The sequence below is a fragment of the Citrobacter sp. KTE151 genome, assembly GCF_000398845.1.
Classification (GTDB): domain Bacteria; phylum Pseudomonadota; class Gammaproteobacteria; order Enterobacterales; family Enterobacteriaceae; genus Citrobacter; species Citrobacter braakii.
Map to the genome: position 1 here is coordinate 688,623 of NZ_KB976064.1, position 18,383 is coordinate 707,005.

The 18,383-nt window shown below is 37.6% G+C and carries 15 protein-coding genes; all 15 read right to left on the reverse strand.

What is annotated here, in order from left to right; translation table 11 throughout:
- Positions 1-23 precede the first annotated feature (23 nt).
- Positions 24-1,190, reverse strand: coding sequence for a UDP-glucose 6-dehydrogenase (ugd, locus tag WC7_RS11335; protein WP_016153560.1), 1,167 nt, complete (start codon positions 1,188-1,190; stop codon positions 24-26).
- Between the two features lie 235 nt (positions 1,191-1,425).
- Positions 1,426-2,832: an NADP-dependent phosphogluconate dehydrogenase gene (gene gndA, locus WC7_RS11330; RefSeq protein ID WP_016153561.1), complete on the reverse strand. Its 1,407-nt coding sequence runs from the start codon at positions 2,830-2,832 to the stop codon at positions 1,426-1,428.
- A 128-nt stretch (positions 2,833-2,960) separates the two neighbouring features.
- Positions 2,961-4,952: a hypothetical protein gene (locus WC7_RS11325; RefSeq protein ID WP_016153562.1), complete on the reverse strand. Its 1,992-nt coding sequence runs from the start codon at positions 4,950-4,952 to the stop codon at positions 2,961-2,963.
- Positions 4,953-4,984: 32 nt separating this feature from the next.
- A complete protein-coding gene (locus WC7_RS11320; RefSeq protein ID WP_016153563.1) occupies positions 4,985-5,929 on the reverse strand; it encodes a glycosyltransferase family 2 protein in 945 nt (314 codons plus the stop codon).
- The gene (locus tag WC7_RS25645) at positions 5,929-6,312 is read right to left on the reverse strand and encodes a GtrA family protein (protein WP_016153564.1); all 384 of its coding nucleotides are present in this window, start codon (positions 6,310-6,312) and stop codon (positions 5,929-5,931) included. The genes WC7_RS11320 and WC7_RS25645 overlap by 1 nt, the downstream gene beginning before the upstream one ends.
- Positions 6,309-7,433 carry a glycosyltransferase family 4 protein gene (locus WC7_RS11315; protein ID WP_016153565.1) on the reverse strand — a complete coding sequence of 375 codons (1,125 nt, stop codon included), beginning with the start codon at positions 7,431-7,433 and terminating at the stop codon, positions 6,309-6,311. Before WC7_RS11315 ends, WC7_RS25645 begins: the two co-directional genes overlap by 4 nt.
- Positions 7,433-8,575, reverse strand: coding sequence for a glycosyltransferase family 4 protein (locus WC7_RS11310; protein ID WP_016153566.1), 1,143 nt, complete (start codon positions 8,573-8,575; stop codon positions 7,433-7,435). The genes WC7_RS11315 and WC7_RS11310 overlap by 1 nt, the downstream gene beginning before the upstream one ends.
- Positions 8,575-9,471: a GDP-mannose 4,6-dehydratase gene (locus WC7_RS11305; protein ID WP_016153567.1), complete on the reverse strand. Its 897-nt coding sequence runs from the start codon at positions 9,469-9,471 to the stop codon at positions 8,575-8,577. The genes WC7_RS11310 and WC7_RS11305 overlap by 1 nt, the downstream gene beginning before the upstream one ends.
- Positions 9,471-10,505, reverse strand: a complete 1,035-nt coding sequence (gene gmd / locus WC7_RS11300) for a GDP-mannose 4,6-dehydratase (protein WP_016153568.1) — start codon at positions 10,503-10,505, stop codon at positions 9,471-9,473. The genes WC7_RS11305 and gmd overlap by 1 nt, the downstream gene beginning before the upstream one ends.
- A 13-nt stretch (positions 10,506-10,518) precedes the next feature.
- A complete protein-coding gene (locus WC7_RS11295) occupies positions 10,519-13,779 on the reverse strand; it encodes a glycosyltransferase (RefSeq protein WP_016153569.1) in 3,261 nt (1,086 codons plus the stop codon).
- A 1-nt stretch (position 13,780) separates the two neighbouring features.
- Complete coding sequence (locus tag WC7_RS11290; protein WP_016153570.1) at positions 13,781-14,197, reverse strand: hypothetical protein; 417 nt, start codon at positions 14,195-14,197, stop codon at positions 13,781-13,783.
- 9 nt (positions 14,198-14,206) lie between these two features.
- Positions 14,207-15,001, reverse strand: coding sequence for a hypothetical protein (locus tag WC7_RS24875; RefSeq protein ID WP_016153571.1), 795 nt, complete (start codon positions 14,999-15,001; stop codon positions 14,207-14,209).
- Positions 15,002-15,008: 7 nt separating this feature from the next.
- Complete coding sequence (locus WC7_RS11285) at positions 15,009-16,217, reverse strand: ABC transporter ATP-binding protein (RefSeq protein WP_032947111.1); 1,209 nt, start codon at positions 16,215-16,217, stop codon at positions 15,009-15,011.
- Positions 16,207-17,001 (reverse strand): ABC transporter permease, encoded by a 795-nt coding sequence (locus WC7_RS11280; RefSeq protein ID WP_016153573.1) that lies wholly within the window; start codon positions 16,999-17,001, stop codon positions 16,207-16,209. The genes WC7_RS11285 and WC7_RS11280 overlap by 11 nt, the downstream gene beginning before the upstream one ends.
- Positions 17,001-18,380, reverse strand: a complete 1,380-nt coding sequence (gene cpsG / locus WC7_RS11275; protein ID WP_016153574.1) for a phosphomannomutase CpsG — start codon at positions 18,378-18,380, stop codon at positions 17,001-17,003. Before cpsG ends, WC7_RS11280 begins: the two co-directional genes overlap by 1 nt.
- Between the last annotated feature and the right edge of the window lie 3 nt (positions 18,381-18,383).

The following is an 18,383-nucleotide window of genomic DNA, read 5'->3' on the forward strand; positions in this document are numbered from 1 at the left end:
GGTATCTTTATTTAACTGAGCGTTTAATCATTTCCGAATAAATCTCTGGTATAGACTTTATCGGCTACATCCAACAGTTCTTCGGCCATCCGGTTAGAGATTATAACATCGGACTCGCTTTTAAATTTAGTCAGATCACGCTCAACCCGCGAATTGAAAAAACTATCATCTGGCAATACAGGTTCATAGATTATGACCGGGATACCTTTCGCTTTAATACGCTTCATAATACCCTGGATAGACGATGCCCGGAAATTATCTGAGCCACTTTTCATAATCAATCGGTAAATACCGACGACCTTTGGCTTTCGTGAAATAATTGCATCAGCAATAAAGTCTTTTCGCGTCCGGTTAGCATCAACGATTGCTGAAATAATATTATTTGGTACAGATTTATAGTTGGCGAGTAATTGCTTAGTGTCTTTTGGCAGACAGTATCCACCGTAACCGAATGAGGGATTGTTGTAATGGTTACCAATACGCGGGTCCAGACAAACCCCTTCGATGATCTGTCGAGCATTAAGCCCCAGGCTTTCTGCATAGCTATCAAGTTCGTTAAAATAGGCAACACGCATCGCCAGATAGGTATTTGCAAAGAGCTTGATAGCTTCGGCTTCAGTTGAATCTGTAAATAGGGTCGGAATATCTTTCTTCAGAGCCCCTTCCTGTAGCAGTGCAGCAAACGTTTCAGCACGGGAAGATCGTTCACCAATTACAATGCGTGAAGGGTACAAATTGTCATATAGCGCTTTACCCTCTCGCAGGAATTCTGGGGAAAAGATGATATTGTCTGAGCTATACTTTTGACGCATCGATTGAGTAAAACCGACAGGAACCGTCGATTTTATTACCATTACTGCATCTAGATTTATTTTAATAACATCCTGTATAACTGACTCGACGCTGCTAGTATCGAAATAATTAGTTTTGGGATCGTAATCTGTTGGGGTAGCAATAATGACAAATTCTGCGCTCTGATAAGCTTCGTTCTTATCCAGTGTAGCTTTGAATGTTATATCTTTTGATTGCAGATACTGTTCTATTTCATGATCAACTATCGGAGATATCCGATTATTTAGCATCTCGACACGGGAAGGAACTATGTCCAGAGCAATGACCTGATGATGTTGCGCGATAAGAAGACCATTTGACAGGCCAACATATCCGGTACCAGAAATGGTGATTTTCATTTCATGCTCTCAGTATTATCTTAATAATTAATCATGATGTCGTACATCCTGATAAGAGAATAATGTTTTAACGTTTTGTTGAATATTGTGTCAACGAAGGTTAAAACAATTCAGATTTTCTTTATCAGAGTACGCTAGAAATATTAAGTAAAGATTAAGCAATCAACTTAAATCAATAAGATTTGGGATAAAAAAAAGCCCGGTCAAAAAACCGGGCCAGTGCACGTCAGAAGACTTATTCCATCCATTCAGTATGGAAAACACCTTCTTTATCAGTACGTTTATAAGTATGCGCACCGAAGTAGTCACGCTGGGCCTGAATCAGATTTGCAGGGAGCACTTCTGCACGGTAGCTGTCGTAATAAGCGACAGCAGCAGAGAATGTCGGTACCGGGATACCATTCTGCACAGCATACGCAACAACATCACGTAGCGCCTGTTGGTATTCATCGGCAATGTTCTTGAAGTACGGGTCGAGCAGCAGGTTTGCGATACCAGGGTTTTTAGCATAGGCATCGGTGATTTTCTGCAGGAACTGCGCGCGGATGATGCAGCCCGCACGGAAGATTTTTGCAATCTCGCCGTAGTTCAGATCCCAATTATGCTCGTCAGATGCGGCACGCAGCTGTGAGAAGCCCTGAGCATAAGACACAATCTTACCGAGGTACAGCGCACGACGCACTTTCTCAATAAATTCTGCCTTATCACCCGCAAGCTGAGTTTTAGGACCGGACAGGACTTTAGAGGCAGCAACACGCTGATCTTTCAGTGAAGAGATGTAACGTGCAAACACAGACTCAGTAATCAGAGACAGTGGTTCACCGAGATCCAGAGAGCTCTGGCTGGTCCATTTACCCGTCCCTTTATTCGCCGCTTCATCCAGGATGAAATCCACCAAATATTTACCATCTTCATCTTTTTTAGTGAAGATATCTTTGGTGATATCGATCAGGTAGCTACTCAGTTCGCCGTTATTCCACTCGGTGAAGGTGCTAGCCAGTTCTTCGTTGCTTAGGTTCAAACCACCTTTCAATAATGAGTAGGCTTCAGCAATCAGTTGCATATCACCGTACTCAATACCGTTGTGTACCATCTTCACATAGTGACCAGCACCGTCGGCACCGATATACGTCACACACGGTTCACCATCTTCTGCAACAGCGGCGATTTTGGTCAGGATTGGGGCAACCAGCTCGTAAGCTTCTTTCTGGCCACCAGGCATAATAGATGGTCCCTTCAGCGCGCCTTCTTCGCCACCGGAGACGCCGGTACCGATGAAGTTAAATCCTTCAGCTGAGAGCTCACGGTTACGACGGATAGTGTCCTGGAAGAACGTATTACCGCCATCAATAATGATGTCACCTTTATCCAGATATGGCTTCAGGGAGTCGATAGCAGCATCAGTGCCAGCGCCTGCTTTCACCATTAACAGGATACGACGAGGCGTTTCAAGGGATTCAACAAACTCTTTTACCGTATAGTAAGGAACCAGTTTTTTCCCCGGATTCTCGGCGATAACCTCTTCCGTTTTTTCACGCGAGCGGTTGAAAACGGACACGGTGTAACCACGGCTTTCGATGTTGAGCGCCAGGTTGCGCCCCATCACAGCCATACCAACGACGCCGATTTGTTGCTTAGACATTATGTACTCCTGGGTGTTAAGAGCATTATCATTTTAATTGACGATCATACTCTCGAAGTTTGCTAATCGAAAACTTGACTACAATTCAAACGAGTAAATTCTAAACCGTGTCTACTGACGATTATATACTATATATTTTTAATTTTCTCAATCTTAACTGCCTGTAATGACGCATTATGATTTTTCGTTACAAAAACCCTAATCTCTACAGAACGATTTTTGTCAGAACCCCCTTTAATGGTAAAGTCCCCTGACAATGTAGTATATTTACCATTTGAACCAACTATCGTTTCTGATAATAATACAACCCCGTTGTTCAAAACAACATCAAAATTACCAATTTTCTGAGTGTCTGCTGAGTCACTAAAAATCCTCACCTCAAATTTATAATTGCCATTTGGTAAAATCTGATATGGACCAAATGAGAGGTAGCCCTCTGAATTCTTAACATTCTTAGTAATGGTACAGTCGCTACTACGAGTGCCGATTTGTGTGGGTAGTTGACATCCATTCCAGGTATAATTGCCAAATTCAGCATTAAAAATTGGCCAAATTGGTTTTGCCATCCAAATGTCAGTACCATCAACATGGTCCAGAAGCACACCGTTATTCCATTTAATATGGTCGACTAACTGTCCATCCTTATCATCGTCGCGATTAACAAGATAAAAAACATTTTGAGTTGGGGATATATTAAAATATGAGGGACGAGAAAGCCATTGCATAGGTAAAAAATACCCCATATTACTCATTCGCAACTCACCGTAACTAAGCTCAGGAATGATGACATTTAACGGCAGAATATGCCAAAAATCATTTCCAAAAACATTCTTAACATTGTATCTTTTTGATAAATCATTTAAAGATATACGCAAATCAGAATTATGTTTTTTATATACGTTATTATTTATAGGTGATGACGATAAAGTAGCAACACAAAACCACGTTGAGGATAGACATACAAACGTCAAAACAACGAGAAAACTTAAATTACTGCCTAGTAAAAATCTATTTCTGACAAACCTTACCAAATCCATTAAAAAACATAATTTTATTACAAATAAAGCCCAAAGAGCATGTCTGGATGAATCAGGATTAAGAAGACAAATTGCAAGAGTAGTAATACACAATCCAATAAAAGCAGACGCTTTCAGAACATGCCAAAAAAGAACATCGTTCCCAATTCGTCTCATAAAGATATTTTTTACTACATCAATCAATGACACAAAAATATAGCCACTAAAAATTACAACATATGCAAAATTAAAAACATAGCTAATGACACCCAAGTTTAAAAAAGGCACATCCACTAAATAATTTAGCGAAGTAATATTTGATAAATAATCATTAAAAATATTTGACAAATTATCTAAAAAAGAACTAAAACTAACAAGCTTTACTTCTGATGAAATGTCTCTACCTAGGCTATAATAATGTAAGATGTGCTTGTTAAGCATGAATGCAAAAAAGACAAAGACAAAAACAAAAAAAAGCTGGGTTTTATATTTTTTACAATCCCAAAAAAAGAAACAAACTACAATTATAGTTGCAAGTACAAATGCAGCTCTAATTGGCTCTTCAACAACCATTATAAAAATAAAAAATATAGCAGGAATGATATATTTTATATTCTTTTCTTTAACGCTTAATGTAAAGAATATTAGTATAGATAATGAGAGAACAACATTTGCAAGATGCGACTGCTGCCCTAAAATTAGATCATTATCAAAACCGATGCTAACAGGAAATAAAAGACAAAATGTATAAAATGCAGCAGCTAAAAATTTCTTAAAAACACAGTAAAGGGAAGTAAATAAAATGACAGTCCATATAGAAATGCCAAGAGCTGAGCCGATAACAAATGCGGCATACCCTTTAAACCCCATCGCCATTGCTAAAGCTATTGGAACTTCAGACCGAAGGAGAATTAGTTGGTTTCCATAGTAGAAATCATGGGGCAGTATCGAACGTGATTCGTATATTGCTTGAGCTAGTACTTGCATTGCTGCAGCGTCAGCATGGAATGTAATAGAATAGATCCATTTAACATGAACAACCCCAAGCAAAAATGAGGTTAATATCACAAATAAAAAAACAAAAATTTTGCTTTGTACTTTCATCTAAAAATCCAAGGAAATGTTTTATTTTAATCTTAGTTTTTCGTCGTTTTATCGAGAAAAAATCTTGGTCTATTTTTTACTTCGATATATATTTTGCCAATATATTCACCCAGCACACCAATACAAAGCATCTGCACTCCGCCAATAAATAACACAACGAGTATTACAGATGTCCAACCATGCACAGCATGCCCAATAACATATTGAGAAAATGAATATAAAATAAGAAAAAAGCTCAAAACAGAAATAGAAAAACCTAATATAGTCAATACTCTCAATGGAACCACAGAAAGCGATGTAATACCTTCAAGAGCCAGTGCTAACATTTTACCAAGTGGATATTTAGACTCCCCTGCAATCCGTTCTTTCCTTGAATAATATACTTCCGCAGATGAATATCCTAACAATGGAATTAGACCGCGAATATAGATATTTTTTTCTTGATGGCTAAGCAACGATAATAATGCTCTTTGGCTTAAAAGTCTGAAATCAGCGTGATTCTCTACCTGATGGACGCCGAGAGATGACATTAATTTGTAGAATAAATTAGCAGTAGCTCTTTTAAAGAAAGTATCTGTACCACGATCTTTTCTAACACCATATACTATATCAATACCGGAATTATATTCATATACCATCGATTTGATAACTGAAGTGTCATCTTGTAGATCTGCATCGATACTAATTACCAAATCAGACTGTTTACATTCGCTTAATCCAGCCCAAAGAGCTGTTTGATGGCCCTTGTTTCTTGATAATTTTATACCTCTTACTCTTGCAGAAGATTTTGAAAAGAGATCAATTAATTCCCATGTTTTATCTGAGCTACCATCATCAACAAACAAAATATGACTTTCTGACGAGATTACGTTTTCAGAAATCAAAGATTTTAATATTTCATCCAGTTCATTTAAGCATTGATTTAAAACAGCCTCTTCATTGAAACACGGTACAACTATAGATAACACACCAGCCATTATTTCATACTCCATTTTTTATTTATAAAGAAGCTTAAGATTGTATAAAAGATCATACCTAAAGACTGCACGACATAATAATTTTCAACTCCCGAGGCTAAAGCTATTTTCATCACAACAACATTGACAATGTAACATATAAAACAAACCAGCATAAACCTTAGTAGATTACGAGGGCAAACTTTCTTTTTAAAAGTAAAAATTGAATTCATGACAAAGCTAAATATTATCCCTACCGCATATCCTATGGCATTCGATAAAAATAAACTCAACCCTAAAAACGTTAATGTTATTATCACCACTGCTGTTAATAATGTATTTCCACCACCCACAATACAGTATTTAACAAATTCTGGGGTCCTGCTATATATTCTGCGACTCACAATTCAGCCTCAGATATTAGCTCATGATACACTGCTGAGTATTTTTCTATCATATGCTCGGCAGTAAAAAAATCCAAATATCTTTGATAAGCATTACTACCATAGTGTTTTGCCAACTCAGGTTCGGAAATTAGTTTAAACATTGCATCTTGTAATGCTTGAGGATTGTTCCTTTCAACTACAATCCCAGTTTCATTATGGATGTTAATAAAGCTAGTGCCAGTTCCTATCTCTGCAGAAATAAGTGGTTTCCCATACATGGCACCTTCCGCAAGAGATATTCCAAATGCCTCCGAACGTAAATGAGAAGGGAAAACCACACAATAACATAGAGTGAGAAGTGCCGATTTATCTTCATCTGAAACTGCACCAACAAAATGTACATTCTTTAATTCAAGCTTCTGAGCCAGAGATTTTAATTCATTCTCTGCATCACCTGAACCAACAATGACAACATTAAAGTCATTATTCTTCGCTGCGTCCAATAATATATGCAGTCCTTTGTAATACCTAAATGCACCAACAAAAAGGAAAAATTCATCTTTAAATAAAGCTTTCCAATACCGTAACTTCTCTTCACTTGGCACAGGATACGATGACCGATCTAAACCGTAAGGAATCACAGTAACTTTATCTATGTATCTTTGTAAGATTGAACTCGTCTTAACATAGTTTGGTGAAGATGCAATTATACGATCAACTGAATTCAAAAAACGATGCATGAGGGGTTGGTATATTTTCAATGCTGTTTTTTGTTTTACTATATCAGAATGATAACTAACTACAGTAGGTTTTTTGACTCCACAAATAAAATGTAAAAGGTCCATATATGGGTATGGGAAATGATAATGAATGATATCAGCAGACTTAGCTAGCTCCTTAAATCTATCGATCGCATAAAGAGAAAAAGGAGTCGAAGCAATTTCAAAGCTCGTTCTGGCATAATATACAACATGATTTCCCAGTATCATGCTGTCTACATTGCGTTGCTTACTTAAGGAAAAAACCGTAGATTTAATTCCATTCTTATAACCTGCTTCACTAAGCTGATAAATAACTTGTTCTATCCCACCGAATGTATCAGGATAGTAGGTCTTATATATATGTAGAACTTTCAACATTAGTTCAACTCAATTTGCTTATAGGCAGTTATCGTTTCATCAGCACAGCGTGACCATGAAAAATTTTTAACATGCTCTAAACCTAATTGGATAGCATTCTCCCTCCATGCATTATCGTGAATACTTGTTAATATATGCGTAGTGAGCTTTTCAGTATCCATAGCATTACTCATTAGTGCACATGTACCAGCAACTTCTGGAAGTGATGAACTATCAGAGCAGACAACTGGAGTCCCAGAAGCCATTGCCTCCAAGACAGGTAACCCAAAACCTTCATAAAGAGATGGATACAAAAAGCTAACAGCACCGGCATATAGTGCAGGCAAATCACTTGAAGGTGTAAAACCCAGGTAGCGCAGCCATCCTTCTCGTTCACCTTGTTCGAATCGACGATGCAAAGTATCACTGTTCCACCCTTTGAATCCGCTAATAACGAGAGGAGTCTGCTTTCTCAGTGACAGTGGCAGACGTTCGTAGGCATCAAGCAATGTCGCTATATTCTTTCTCGGTTCAATCGAGCCAGTAAAAAGGGAATATTTGTTAAAAGCAAGTTTGTATTTTCCGAGAACAGGCGTTATCTCTTCTTCACGGCGGGGCCTAAATTCACCACTACATGCTAACTTTGCAGTAAATACTCTACTTTCAGAAATATTAAAATAATTAATCAGTTCCAACCTAGTAAAATCAGAGTCTGTAATAAATACTGATGCTCGCTTTACCGTTTGTAAAAGCTCTTTACGCATATACCTAACTCTCTCAGGAGGATGGCATTGCGGTAAAGTAAAAACAGAAAGATCATGAAACGTGACAACGCAGCGCTCTACCTTCGGCGGCAGATAAAAATTCGGTCCATGATAAATCGCATCTTTATGACTTCTCAAGACATTTGTCTTCAACCATGGTGCAGTGAGGCGATATACCTCCGAAGCCAATCGACTCTTTTTTATTAAACTTTTAAGCCCTTCCGTTGAAGAGCTATTTTCTTTAGCCACGGGCATTTGCTGAGTAAGCCGATGTCCATTTAAAAAAAGCAATTCAGATATTTCTGGAGCATCAGATAAACATTTAGCCAACTCAAATGCATAGCGACCGATACCTGTTAATGGGTATTTTATTGCATCAGTTCCAAATATGACTTTCATTACTCGTTTTCCAACATCCAGCGCAGGGTATCTTCGAGTGGTGGGACATTCCAATCTGGAATAAATGATTGTAGTTTAGATGGATCCCCACTAAGTGTCTTAACTTCATTTGCTCGGACAAATTCTGGATTAATTTGGATGGTCAGATGATGTCTGGTTATTTTTTCACAAAGTTCAATAACTTTTCTCAGTGAATACGTGCGGCCAGAGCAGATGTTAATAACTTCGCCAACTGGTTTCGCCTGTAATAATTTGACATAAGCATGGCTTAGCGCACGAACATCCGTAAAATCTCGCCAAACATCAATGTTACCTAACTCGATCGTCGGTGATTTTGATTTAAAGTGTTTAACTATCTTTGGCAGAAGGAAGTTTTCCGCCTGACCAACACCTGTATAGTTAAATGGCCTCGTAATGAATACGGGTAGTTTATCCATCCACAATCGAGACATATACTCCATGGCCAACTTGCTGACGGCATAATCGTTCGCTGGATTTGCTGCCGCGGATTCATTCAGTTGCCCTGCTGTACCATTTCCATAAATGTTAGCACTACTGGCGAGAAGCACACCATCCAGGATGGTGCTGCAAGCACTCAAAGCTTGCAATAAATTGCGCGTACCAAGCAAATTAACATTGTAGAAAGCATCGGCATCACCATGCCCGACGTAAGCGATAGCGGCCAAATGAATAACAACGTTTGGTTGTATAAGCTCAACAATATCCTGCAACTTCGCAGTGTCCATTAGATCAACCTGATAATAATCTGGTCCATCAAAAGGCATTGCGCCAATACCAAATACCCGATATCCGGCAGCGGATAATTCCGCTGCCACATAGCGGCCGGTAAATCCATTAATCCCTGTTACCAAGGCATGTTTGCCGGCGCCGAACATCAGAAAGAAAATCCTTGCTGGTTACGACGTAAATCAGCCTCAACCATCAACTGGCACAACAGCTCCAGCGAAGTTTTTGGCTCCCACCCCAGAATTTCTTTTGCACGAGCTGGATTGCCGATTAGTAGATCGACTTCAGCAGGACGGAAGAATTTTGGATTTACACGAACCAACGTTTTTCCAGTTGCGGTGTCAATACCCACTTCTTGTTCATTTTTACCCTCAAAACGCAGCGTATATCCAGCAGCTTTGAAAGCCATACTGACGAAGTCGCGCACAGTCTCTGTACGGTTAGTTGCCAGCACGAAAGTATCTGGTTTTTCTGCCTGCAGAATACGCCACATTCCTTCTACATACTCTTTGGCATAACCCCAGTCACGCTTAGCGTCCATATTTCCGAGTTCAAGAACGTCAAGTTTACCAAGCTTAATTTTTGCAACAGAATCAGTGATTTTTCGCGTTACAAATTCCTGACCACGTAATGGTGATTCGTGGTTAAACAGGATTCCGCTTGATGCAAAAATATTATAGCTCTCACGGTAGTTCACGGTCATCCAGTGAGCATACAGTTTAGCTACGCCATATGGGCTGCGGGGATAGAACGGTGTATCTTCTTTCTGCGGAACGGCCTGGACCAGACCAAACATTTCGGAAGTCGAGGCCTGATAGAAACGGATCTTAGGATTAACAATACGGATAGCTTCAAGTAGATTGACTGGACCAATACCGGTAATTTCTGCAGTAGTAACTGGCTGTTCGAACGATACGCCTACGAAACTTTGTGCCGCAAGATTATAGACTTCAGTTGCGCCAGTATTCTGCAACAGGCGGATGCTTGCAGATAGATCCGTCAGATCATATTCAACAAGTTGCAAATTCGGATTATTCCTGATATCTAGTTCTTCAATACGCCAAAAGTTGACCGAACTTGTGCGACGATAGGTGCCATAAACAGTATAACCTTTGCCCAATAGCAGCTCAGCCAAATAGGCTCCGTCTTGTCCTGTAATACCAGTAATAATTGCAGATTTCATAAGTAAAACACCTTCATTTACATAAGGAATTATAAAGCTGGATAGATTGCTCAGCAGAGTTATACGAGGAAAGTTCGCGAACCCGCTTCAACGCTCCGATACTCAATGTATGATATAATTTATCATCATTAATTAGCTGTTCGATTTTTGAGGCTAAACTGTCTGCCGAACCATCGTCGAAAATCAGCCCTGATTCATTATCGATCACAACCTCAGGGATTGCGCCGGCATTACTTGCGATAACAGGTTTCCCATGCACAAATGCTTCTAAAGGTACAAGCCCAAACGATTCATATCTTGATGGGAATACAACAACATCGCTAGCAGCATATAACTTTTCTCGTTCCGCATCACTAACGGCACCTATGTAGACAACATTATAGTTACCAGCAAAACGTTCTATGATCATTTTATTCACATCAATAACAGCACTACCAGCAATGACGAAGCAACAATTGCGGACGTCCTCAATGCTATTAACCTTTTCTATGGCATCCAAAAATATATCGATACCTTTTCTCAACTCAATACGGCCCATAAAGAGAAAAACCTTTTTCCCTTTAAGCCTATGATTTAAAGACGATAATTTTTCGCCAAAATTTTGATAACCACTAGATATATCGTACATAGGCCAATAAGCTAAACCAGCATTTATTTTTGAGTATCTAATATCTTCTGATGGTTTATATTTGGCTTTGAAGGTTTCCTTTATAGAATCACTAATTGGAATAACCGCATCGGCTCTTTCGACCACTGTTCTTTCAAAAGAGCTTAGATAATCCAAATCAATAGAACTCATATTCCATTTATTCATTTCATTTGCAACAAGCAACGGCGTAACTAAACGGACAACAAGAGGGATATTTAGTTCTTTACTAATCAGGCTAAATGCATAAACCTCAGAATCCCATAAACAAGAATCAACTACAGAAACAGGATGGATCTCATTGAGTGCATCAATTTCTATTGCAACTCTTTTAGACCAATCTAAAATCTCGTTCGCTATTGCAGAATCTGCAACAAAAAAGTCACAGTGGGTGTTTTGACATAGTGAAATTAACTTAAATCGACCAGCTTCATATGTCGAAGATGTTTCACTCTGAATGATTACCGTGACATAATGTCCAGCCAAAATAAATTCACTGACTAAATTATAATATAAAGTACCGATTCCACCTGATTTTGTAAAGGGAGGAAATTCCTTACTGACAACGACTATGTGTTTCTTAGTATGATTAAATTTATCGTTTTTAAATTGTTTGAATGAATTATCAATAAAAGTGGAACTCAATAATTTAGGTTCAACATCAAATGCTTTCACGCCAGCATTAAAGCCGTCCCATATAGCATCCACATAAGCATTGAATTCTAATTGTGATATTTCAGACTTACTTAGCCCATCTCTTAAATAACCAATCCTATCTCTTTCTATAATGGCTTTAAGCTCCTTGAGAACTTCATATTTTTCACCACTAGAATACGTAAGTGAAAAATAAACTATATTCTTAACTATTGAACGCCAGTTATAGCTATACTTGTTAACCCTATTTTCACTTTGTGCAAACTCATGTCTAAGATATGCTTCTTCACAATGATTAATCAAGTAACCATTTCTAATTAGCCTGAAACAGACATCCGTTTCGTCAAGATAATAATCATATTCCTCGTCAAACCCACCGACTTCGACAAGATAATCGCGTCTAAATACTGAATTCGTCCCTAACAAACTACGCCTATACTCGGGATTGCTCTTCACGTCCTTGCCAGGATTTATAATACTACTGCCGAATGTATCAACAAAAATATCTTCAGCCTGAAACTTTAGAGAGCCTGCATAATATGTTGGCCCACCGACACCAGCGACAAAATTATGGGTACTGTTGAAATAGTTCAGTATAATATCAAACCAATCGAGAAAAGGTATTGCGTCATCGTCAATAAATGCCACAAGTTCTCCCGACGACGCTTCAATACCAATATTTCTTGAGCGTGACAAATTCCTTTCTGAGTTCGTCCTTATTTTAATTCTATCTTTCCATTTATTAAGAACAAACTCTGTTTCATCTGTAGATGGTCCATTAACTACAATTACTTCGAAGACATTGCTGTAGCTTTTAGTTAAATAATCTAAACATCTATCAAGATAATCACATCGATTAAATGTGCAAATAACAACTGATATTTTTTTAAATAATTCTTTTTCAGGAATAATTTTTTTAAAAAATGAATCAGCACTTTCACCCCAAGCCTGAAGACTATTATTTTTTAGTACATTCTCTTGATGGTTAATAATTTTTTTCCTGAAATCATTTTCAGTAAACACTTTATCAACCATCTTATATAATTCGTCTACTGAACTGAAAACTCCCGGAGAACATTCTAATGTTTCTGATACTGCGGCCTCATTGAATGCCAGCACTGGAATACCATGTTGTGCAGCCTCAAGTAGTGGCACACCAAAACCTTCATGTTCACTAAATGAAATAAAACATTTTGATTTGCTATAATACTCATACAACTGTATTTCTGACACAGGGCCAGTAAGAATAACCTTATCTTCAATCTTTAATTCACGAATAAGGTTAATAATTTTTTTATAATACGATGAAGAGGTATCATACTTACCAACAAGATATAACCTTCCAATTTCATTATTTTTGATATAATCATTGTAGAATTCAATCAACTTATGTTGACATTTATTTTCACAAATACGCCCAACGAAGATAATGTTATCTGAATCAATGTTAGCAATGTTAGCAATGTTGCCTGTGCCTATATTAGATATCTCATTTATTATTATTGGCAGTTTTTGTGTCTTACTTTTTTCAAACCCTAATGTAATGATTTCTTCTAGGTTGTAATTACTGTCACCCGTAATAAAACTAAAATGATTGACTATATCCTTTAACTGATTACGTCCTTTCTTACACAAATTATAAAGGAAAGTATTTTTCTCAAAGAAATAGTGAGGCGTTATATTATGATAATGAAGAACTTTCAACCCAGATGCTGTAATAACCTTTTCTGCACAATATTCAGAAAATGCAGAAAAGTGAAAAAAAACAATATCTTCATCTGATGAGTCTAAATGGTCAATATATTTAACCAGATGCTTGCGATCAGGATGAACGTGTTTGACATAAATCTCTGCTTGTATTCCAATTTTTTTTCTCACATATTCATCTATGTGAACGACATGATTAGAGCAAGCATCATACATATCCAGAGATTCAATAACTTGAATAAACCGCCCTTTAAAATGACTATACACCTCAGCCTCTCATTCTGTTATAGATTTTTCTAGCAATATCAAATAAATATCTATTCTTCCGAAGTATTTTGACTGCGGTATATTTTGCGATACCATTAACTTTAACTTTTGACTCAGGATGAACTGATAATATTAATATATAAAAGTATGGCCTATCAATAAACCGATTAATAAACCATCCTCCTTTAACAGATTCTGCCGTTTGTTTTGTAATTAGAATCGTTAATACTTGCTTATAATTACCCTCACTTAAACTAATCAATTGGTTAATATCAAAATTTTTATATTTGAACAGAAATTTATAATCATCAGGTAATTTATTTACAATATCTTTTTCGAACAACACCCTATCGCTTCTTGCGGTATAAATGGAAGTAATAAGCTTATCATTAATATCATTAATTTTGGTATCATTCATTTTATTTCTCTATTTTCTTGCTAAAGCTTCCATTTCACGGCAAAGACCATTCTTCCTGTTACTCTCAACTATATCAACATCATGAAAACCAGATTTAATTAGAAGTTCTGTCAATGACTCTATCGAAAACATATTATAGTGAAAATCACCTTCGTAATCTTGAGCACCAAAAGTCACCTTTTTCAGATCATCAAAAGACATATTCCCATGTACATAATCATTTATCATACTGACGGCATCTGGCATCACAACTCTAATATTTCCACCTACTTTTAATTTCGATTTCCAGTGTGGCAGAATTTTCCTCATTAACTCAAATTCAGTAAAATGCTCGATAAGATGCGACGAAAAAATTTCATCCAAGCAACCATCCTCAAAAGGCAATTCACTTGCATCACAAATTACATCTATACCTGGAAGTTCTCTAGCATCAACATTAATATACCCTACCGGTTGAATATGCCCACAACCAATATTTATCTTACGTATGCCATCTTCGGTGAATTTTTTATCAGATAAAACCTTTGTTTCTATCTTTCGTTCAGCTCTATCCTTGAATGAATTGTCTTTTGCTCGCATTTCAAACAATAATTCTTCACGGACAAATTCAATACGCCCTTGAACTGCTCTAACAATATCATCGGTCTTCTCGATTTTTGAGTTAAGCGATTCATGTAAGACCTTTATCTCTTCAATTTTAGCTTCACTATCACTCATTTTGCCCAGAACAGAACGTTCTAAGTTAAATATAGATTCAGCAACGCTATTTAATCGGTTTTTTACTTCTCTAATAAAATTAAACATTTTGGCCTCACTTAGTATCGACTGAACATTCATTTTTCAGCCATGCACTACCCACAAATATCTTGCCTGGTGCGATCACATTGAAGGTACCTAGCCCATCCAACCAATGGAAACACTCTTCATAATGGTCTCTTTCTTTGTGAAGAGCTGCTGAGATGCTATATTCTCCGATGCCTATATTCATATCCAATTTGAATCTAACTAATTTTGGTCCAATATTAGTCAGATCTATATCATGAGCTAATGTATTTGTTCCAAATATTATATTGCCTAGACGATCTCTAATATGAAATCCCAAAGTCAAACCTTTTGATACAGAAAAATTTGTTATTGCAAAACATAGCGAACATGATTCTGAAACCTCAACCAGATCAGTTTTAGTGCCATCTTCTTTTTCAATGTAAAACCCATCAATTATTGCTTTTTTATTTCCTGACTCAGATTTACCATCTTTTACTTTTATCTCATTTTTCTCAGCTGTCTTAGATAATTTTGCATTATATAAGTTCATTATATCAGCTGGTTTACCATCAGCAACAATGCAACCTTTATCTAACAATATTGCCCGAGAACAAATATTAGCAATTGCAGCCTGATCATGAGATACGATTAGCAAAGTCGTACCTTTTTTCTTGAAATTCCTAATTCGATTGAAACATTTTGCCTGAAAATATGCGTCCCCTACCGATAGAGCCTCATCGACAATAAGCAACTCGGGACGAACTGCTGTTGCAACAGCGAATGCTAATCTGATCTGCATACCAGATGAATAAGTTCTTACTGGTTGATCAATATAATCACCTATTTCAGCAAACGCTTCAATTTCTGGCATCATTTCTTCAATCTGGACGGTGCTTAGACCCATTAACTGTCCTGACATATAAACATTATCTTTACCCGTGAAATCAGGGTGAAAGCCCATCCCAAGTTCAAGTAAAGCTGCCACCCTACCACTTACATTCACGTGGCCGTGAGTTGGTTTTGTTGTACCAGTTATAATCTTTAAAAGCGTACTTTTCCCAGCACCGTTCATGCCAAGGATACCAACTGATTCTCCTTCGCTAACATCAAATGAGATATCTGATAGAATATTTATTTCACGGTGATATTTTCGCTTACCCAAAGCAAGCCACTCTAGCAAACGGTGTTTCTTATTTGTATAACTTTTATATGTTTTGCTGATATGATCAACAGTAATAATAGTTTTAGAGCTCATCAACCATTTCACCTGAATGTTTATGATAAAGATAATAGCCAATAATACTAAATCCTACTGCTAATATCGTTACTATTATCAACCCCGACCAATCAGGAACTGTATGATAAACAAAAATATTTTGATATCCTGTTATTAAACCTGTCATTGGATTCAAATATAGCCATTTTCGCGCCCACTCTGGTATAATTGAAATCAAATAGATTACAGGCGTAAACCAAAACCAAAACTGCAACAATATTCCCATGAACTGCCCCACATCACGGAAAAATACATTTAACACACCTAGAGTCAGACCCAGACCAAAGGCAAATACAATTTGCAATGCCAGCAATGGTATTACATAAAATATAACAAACCCAGGAAAATTCCCAGTAACAATTAAAAATATAATATATAATGAGAATATTATTAAGAAATTTAAAAATGCCACTCCAATACTAATGATTGGCAAGCAAATACGCGGAAAGTTTATTTTCTTTAAATAATTACCATTGTCTACAAAAATATTTATTAGCCGACTCAACAGCTCCGAGAACAACCCCCATGTCAGAAGTCCGGCACATAAATAAATACTATATGCAAAAGCCCCAGAGTTATTAGGCATTCTAGCTTTCATTACTTCAGAAAATATTACAGTATATACAATTATCATTGATAATGGTTGTAAGACCAACCATGCAGCCCCCAACATACTAGTTTGGTATCTACTTTTAAAGTCACGTTTTATGCTATTAACAATGAAGTCTTTATATCTGTATGCAGAAAATATTATACCTAACATCAATTCAAACCTCGAATTAAATTCAAAATCTCCGCAGTTCTCTTTTTCATCACATCATCCGAATTACGACTTTCTATATTTACTCGTAGTACAGGCTCTGTATTTGATGTTCTGATGTTAAGGCGCCAATCGATAAACTCAAGGGTTAGACCATCAATGTCATGCTCAAATTCACTACATTCTGAGTATTTATTCCTAATTATCTCTATGATGTCATTAGCGTTATTTAGCTTGAAATTTATCTCACCACTACAAGGATATGTTTTAATTCTTTCCCGTACTACAGACACTAAACTAGTCTGTCCTATAGAGAGCATTTCTATTACAAGTAGCCACGGAATCATCCCACTATCGCAATATGCAAAATCGCGGAAGTAGTGATGTGCGCTCATCTCGCCACCGTAGATCGCATCTTCCTTACGCATACGCTCTTTGATGAAGGCGTGCCCCGTTTTAGACATCACCGGAGTGCCGCCAGCTTTAGTCACAATATCGATAGTATTCCAGGTCAATCGCGGGTCATGGATGATTTTCGCGCCGGGTTCTTTTTGTAAGAATGCTTCGGCTAACAGACCGACGATATAATAGCCTTCGATAAACTGCCCTTCCCCATCAAACAAGAAGCAACGGTCAAAATCGCCGTCAAATGCGATTCCTAAATCTGCGCCATGTTCTTTAACAGCATCGGCAGTGTCTTTGCGGCATTCTGGTAACAGAGGATTAGGGATCCCGTTAGGGAAAGTGCCATCCGGCTGGTGATGAACTTTAATAAATGTAACGGGAACATTAGCAGCAACAAAACGTTCTTCAATTGCGTCAATGACATGGCCTGCAGCACCATTGCCAGAGTTAACCACAAGCTTCATTGGACGAGTGAAGTTCGCGAAATCAATGTAGCCCATTAAGTGATCGACATAAGCGTCAAGGATAGAAATCTTCTTGTAGCTTCCGCGCAGTTGGACATCAACAGGCGCGAAATTATTTTCTTCGGCTAAACGCTGAACATCGCGTAATCCTGAGTCGCCACTAATAGGTTTCGCATTTTCGCGAACCAGTTTCATCCCGTTATAATCCATCGGATTGTGGCTGGCGGTAACTTCGATGCCGCCATCTACACCAAGGTGGAAAGTTGCAAAATAGATCTCTTCCGTCCCGCTTAAACCAATATCGAGGACATCTGTACCCGCATCCATCAGACCATCAGCCAATGCCAGTTTCAGGCTCTCACTGGTTAATCGAACGTCGCCACCTACCACGATTGTTTTAGGTTTCAGGAATTCACCATAGGCTCGACCAATACGATATGCAATGTCTTCATTTAATTCTTCACCTAATTTTCCACGAATATCATAGGCTTTAAAACAAGTCAGCTTGGACATAAA

Bases quoted from the DNA above. Each gene is read 5' to 3' on its own strand.
- ugd (WP_016153560.1), bottom strand. From the start codon at position 1,190: ATGAAAATCACCATTTCTGGTACCGGATATGTTGGCCTGTCAAATGGT.
- gndA (WP_016153561.1), bottom strand. From the start codon at position 2,832: ATGTCTAAGCAACAAATCGGCGTCGTTGGTATGGCTGTGATGGGGCGC.
- WC7_RS11325 (WP_016153562.1), bottom strand. From the start codon at position 4,952: ATGAAAGTACAAAGCAAAATTTTTGTTTTTTTATTTGTGATATTAACC.
- WC7_RS11320 (WP_016153563.1), bottom strand. From the start codon at position 5,929: ATGGCTGGTGTGTTATCTATAGTTGTACCGTGTTTCAATGAAGAGGCT.
- WC7_RS11315 (WP_016153565.1), bottom strand. From the start codon at position 7,433: ATGTTGAAAGTTCTACATATATATAAGACCTACTATCCTGATACATTC.
- WC7_RS11310 (WP_016153566.1), bottom strand. From the start codon at position 8,575: ATGAAAGTCATATTTGGAACTGATGCAATAAAATACCCATTAACAGGT.
- WC7_RS11305 (WP_016153567.1), bottom strand. From the start codon at position 9,471: ATGTTCGGCGCCGGCAAACATGCCTTGGTAACAGGGATTAATGGATTT.
- gmd (WP_016153568.1), bottom strand. From the start codon at position 10,505: ATGAAATCTGCAATTATTACTGGTATTACAGGACAAGACGGAGCCTAT.
- WC7_RS11290 (WP_016153570.1), bottom strand. From the start codon at position 14,197: ATGAATGATACCAAAATTAATGATATTAATGATAAGCTTATTACTTCC.
- WC7_RS24875 (WP_016153571.1), bottom strand. From the start codon at position 15,001: ATGTTTAATTTTATTAGAGAAGTAAAAAACCGATTAAATAGCGTTGCT.
- WC7_RS11285 (WP_032947111.1), bottom strand. From the start codon at position 16,217: ATGAGCTCTAAAACTATTATTACTGTTGATCATATCAGCAAAACATAT.
- WC7_RS11280 (WP_016153573.1), bottom strand. From the start codon at position 17,001: ATGTTAGGTATAATATTTTCTGCATACAGATATAAAGACTTCATTGTT.
- cpsG (WP_016153574.1), bottom strand. From the start codon at position 18,380: ATGTCCAAGCTGACTTGTTTTAAAGCCTATGATATTCGTGGAAAATTA.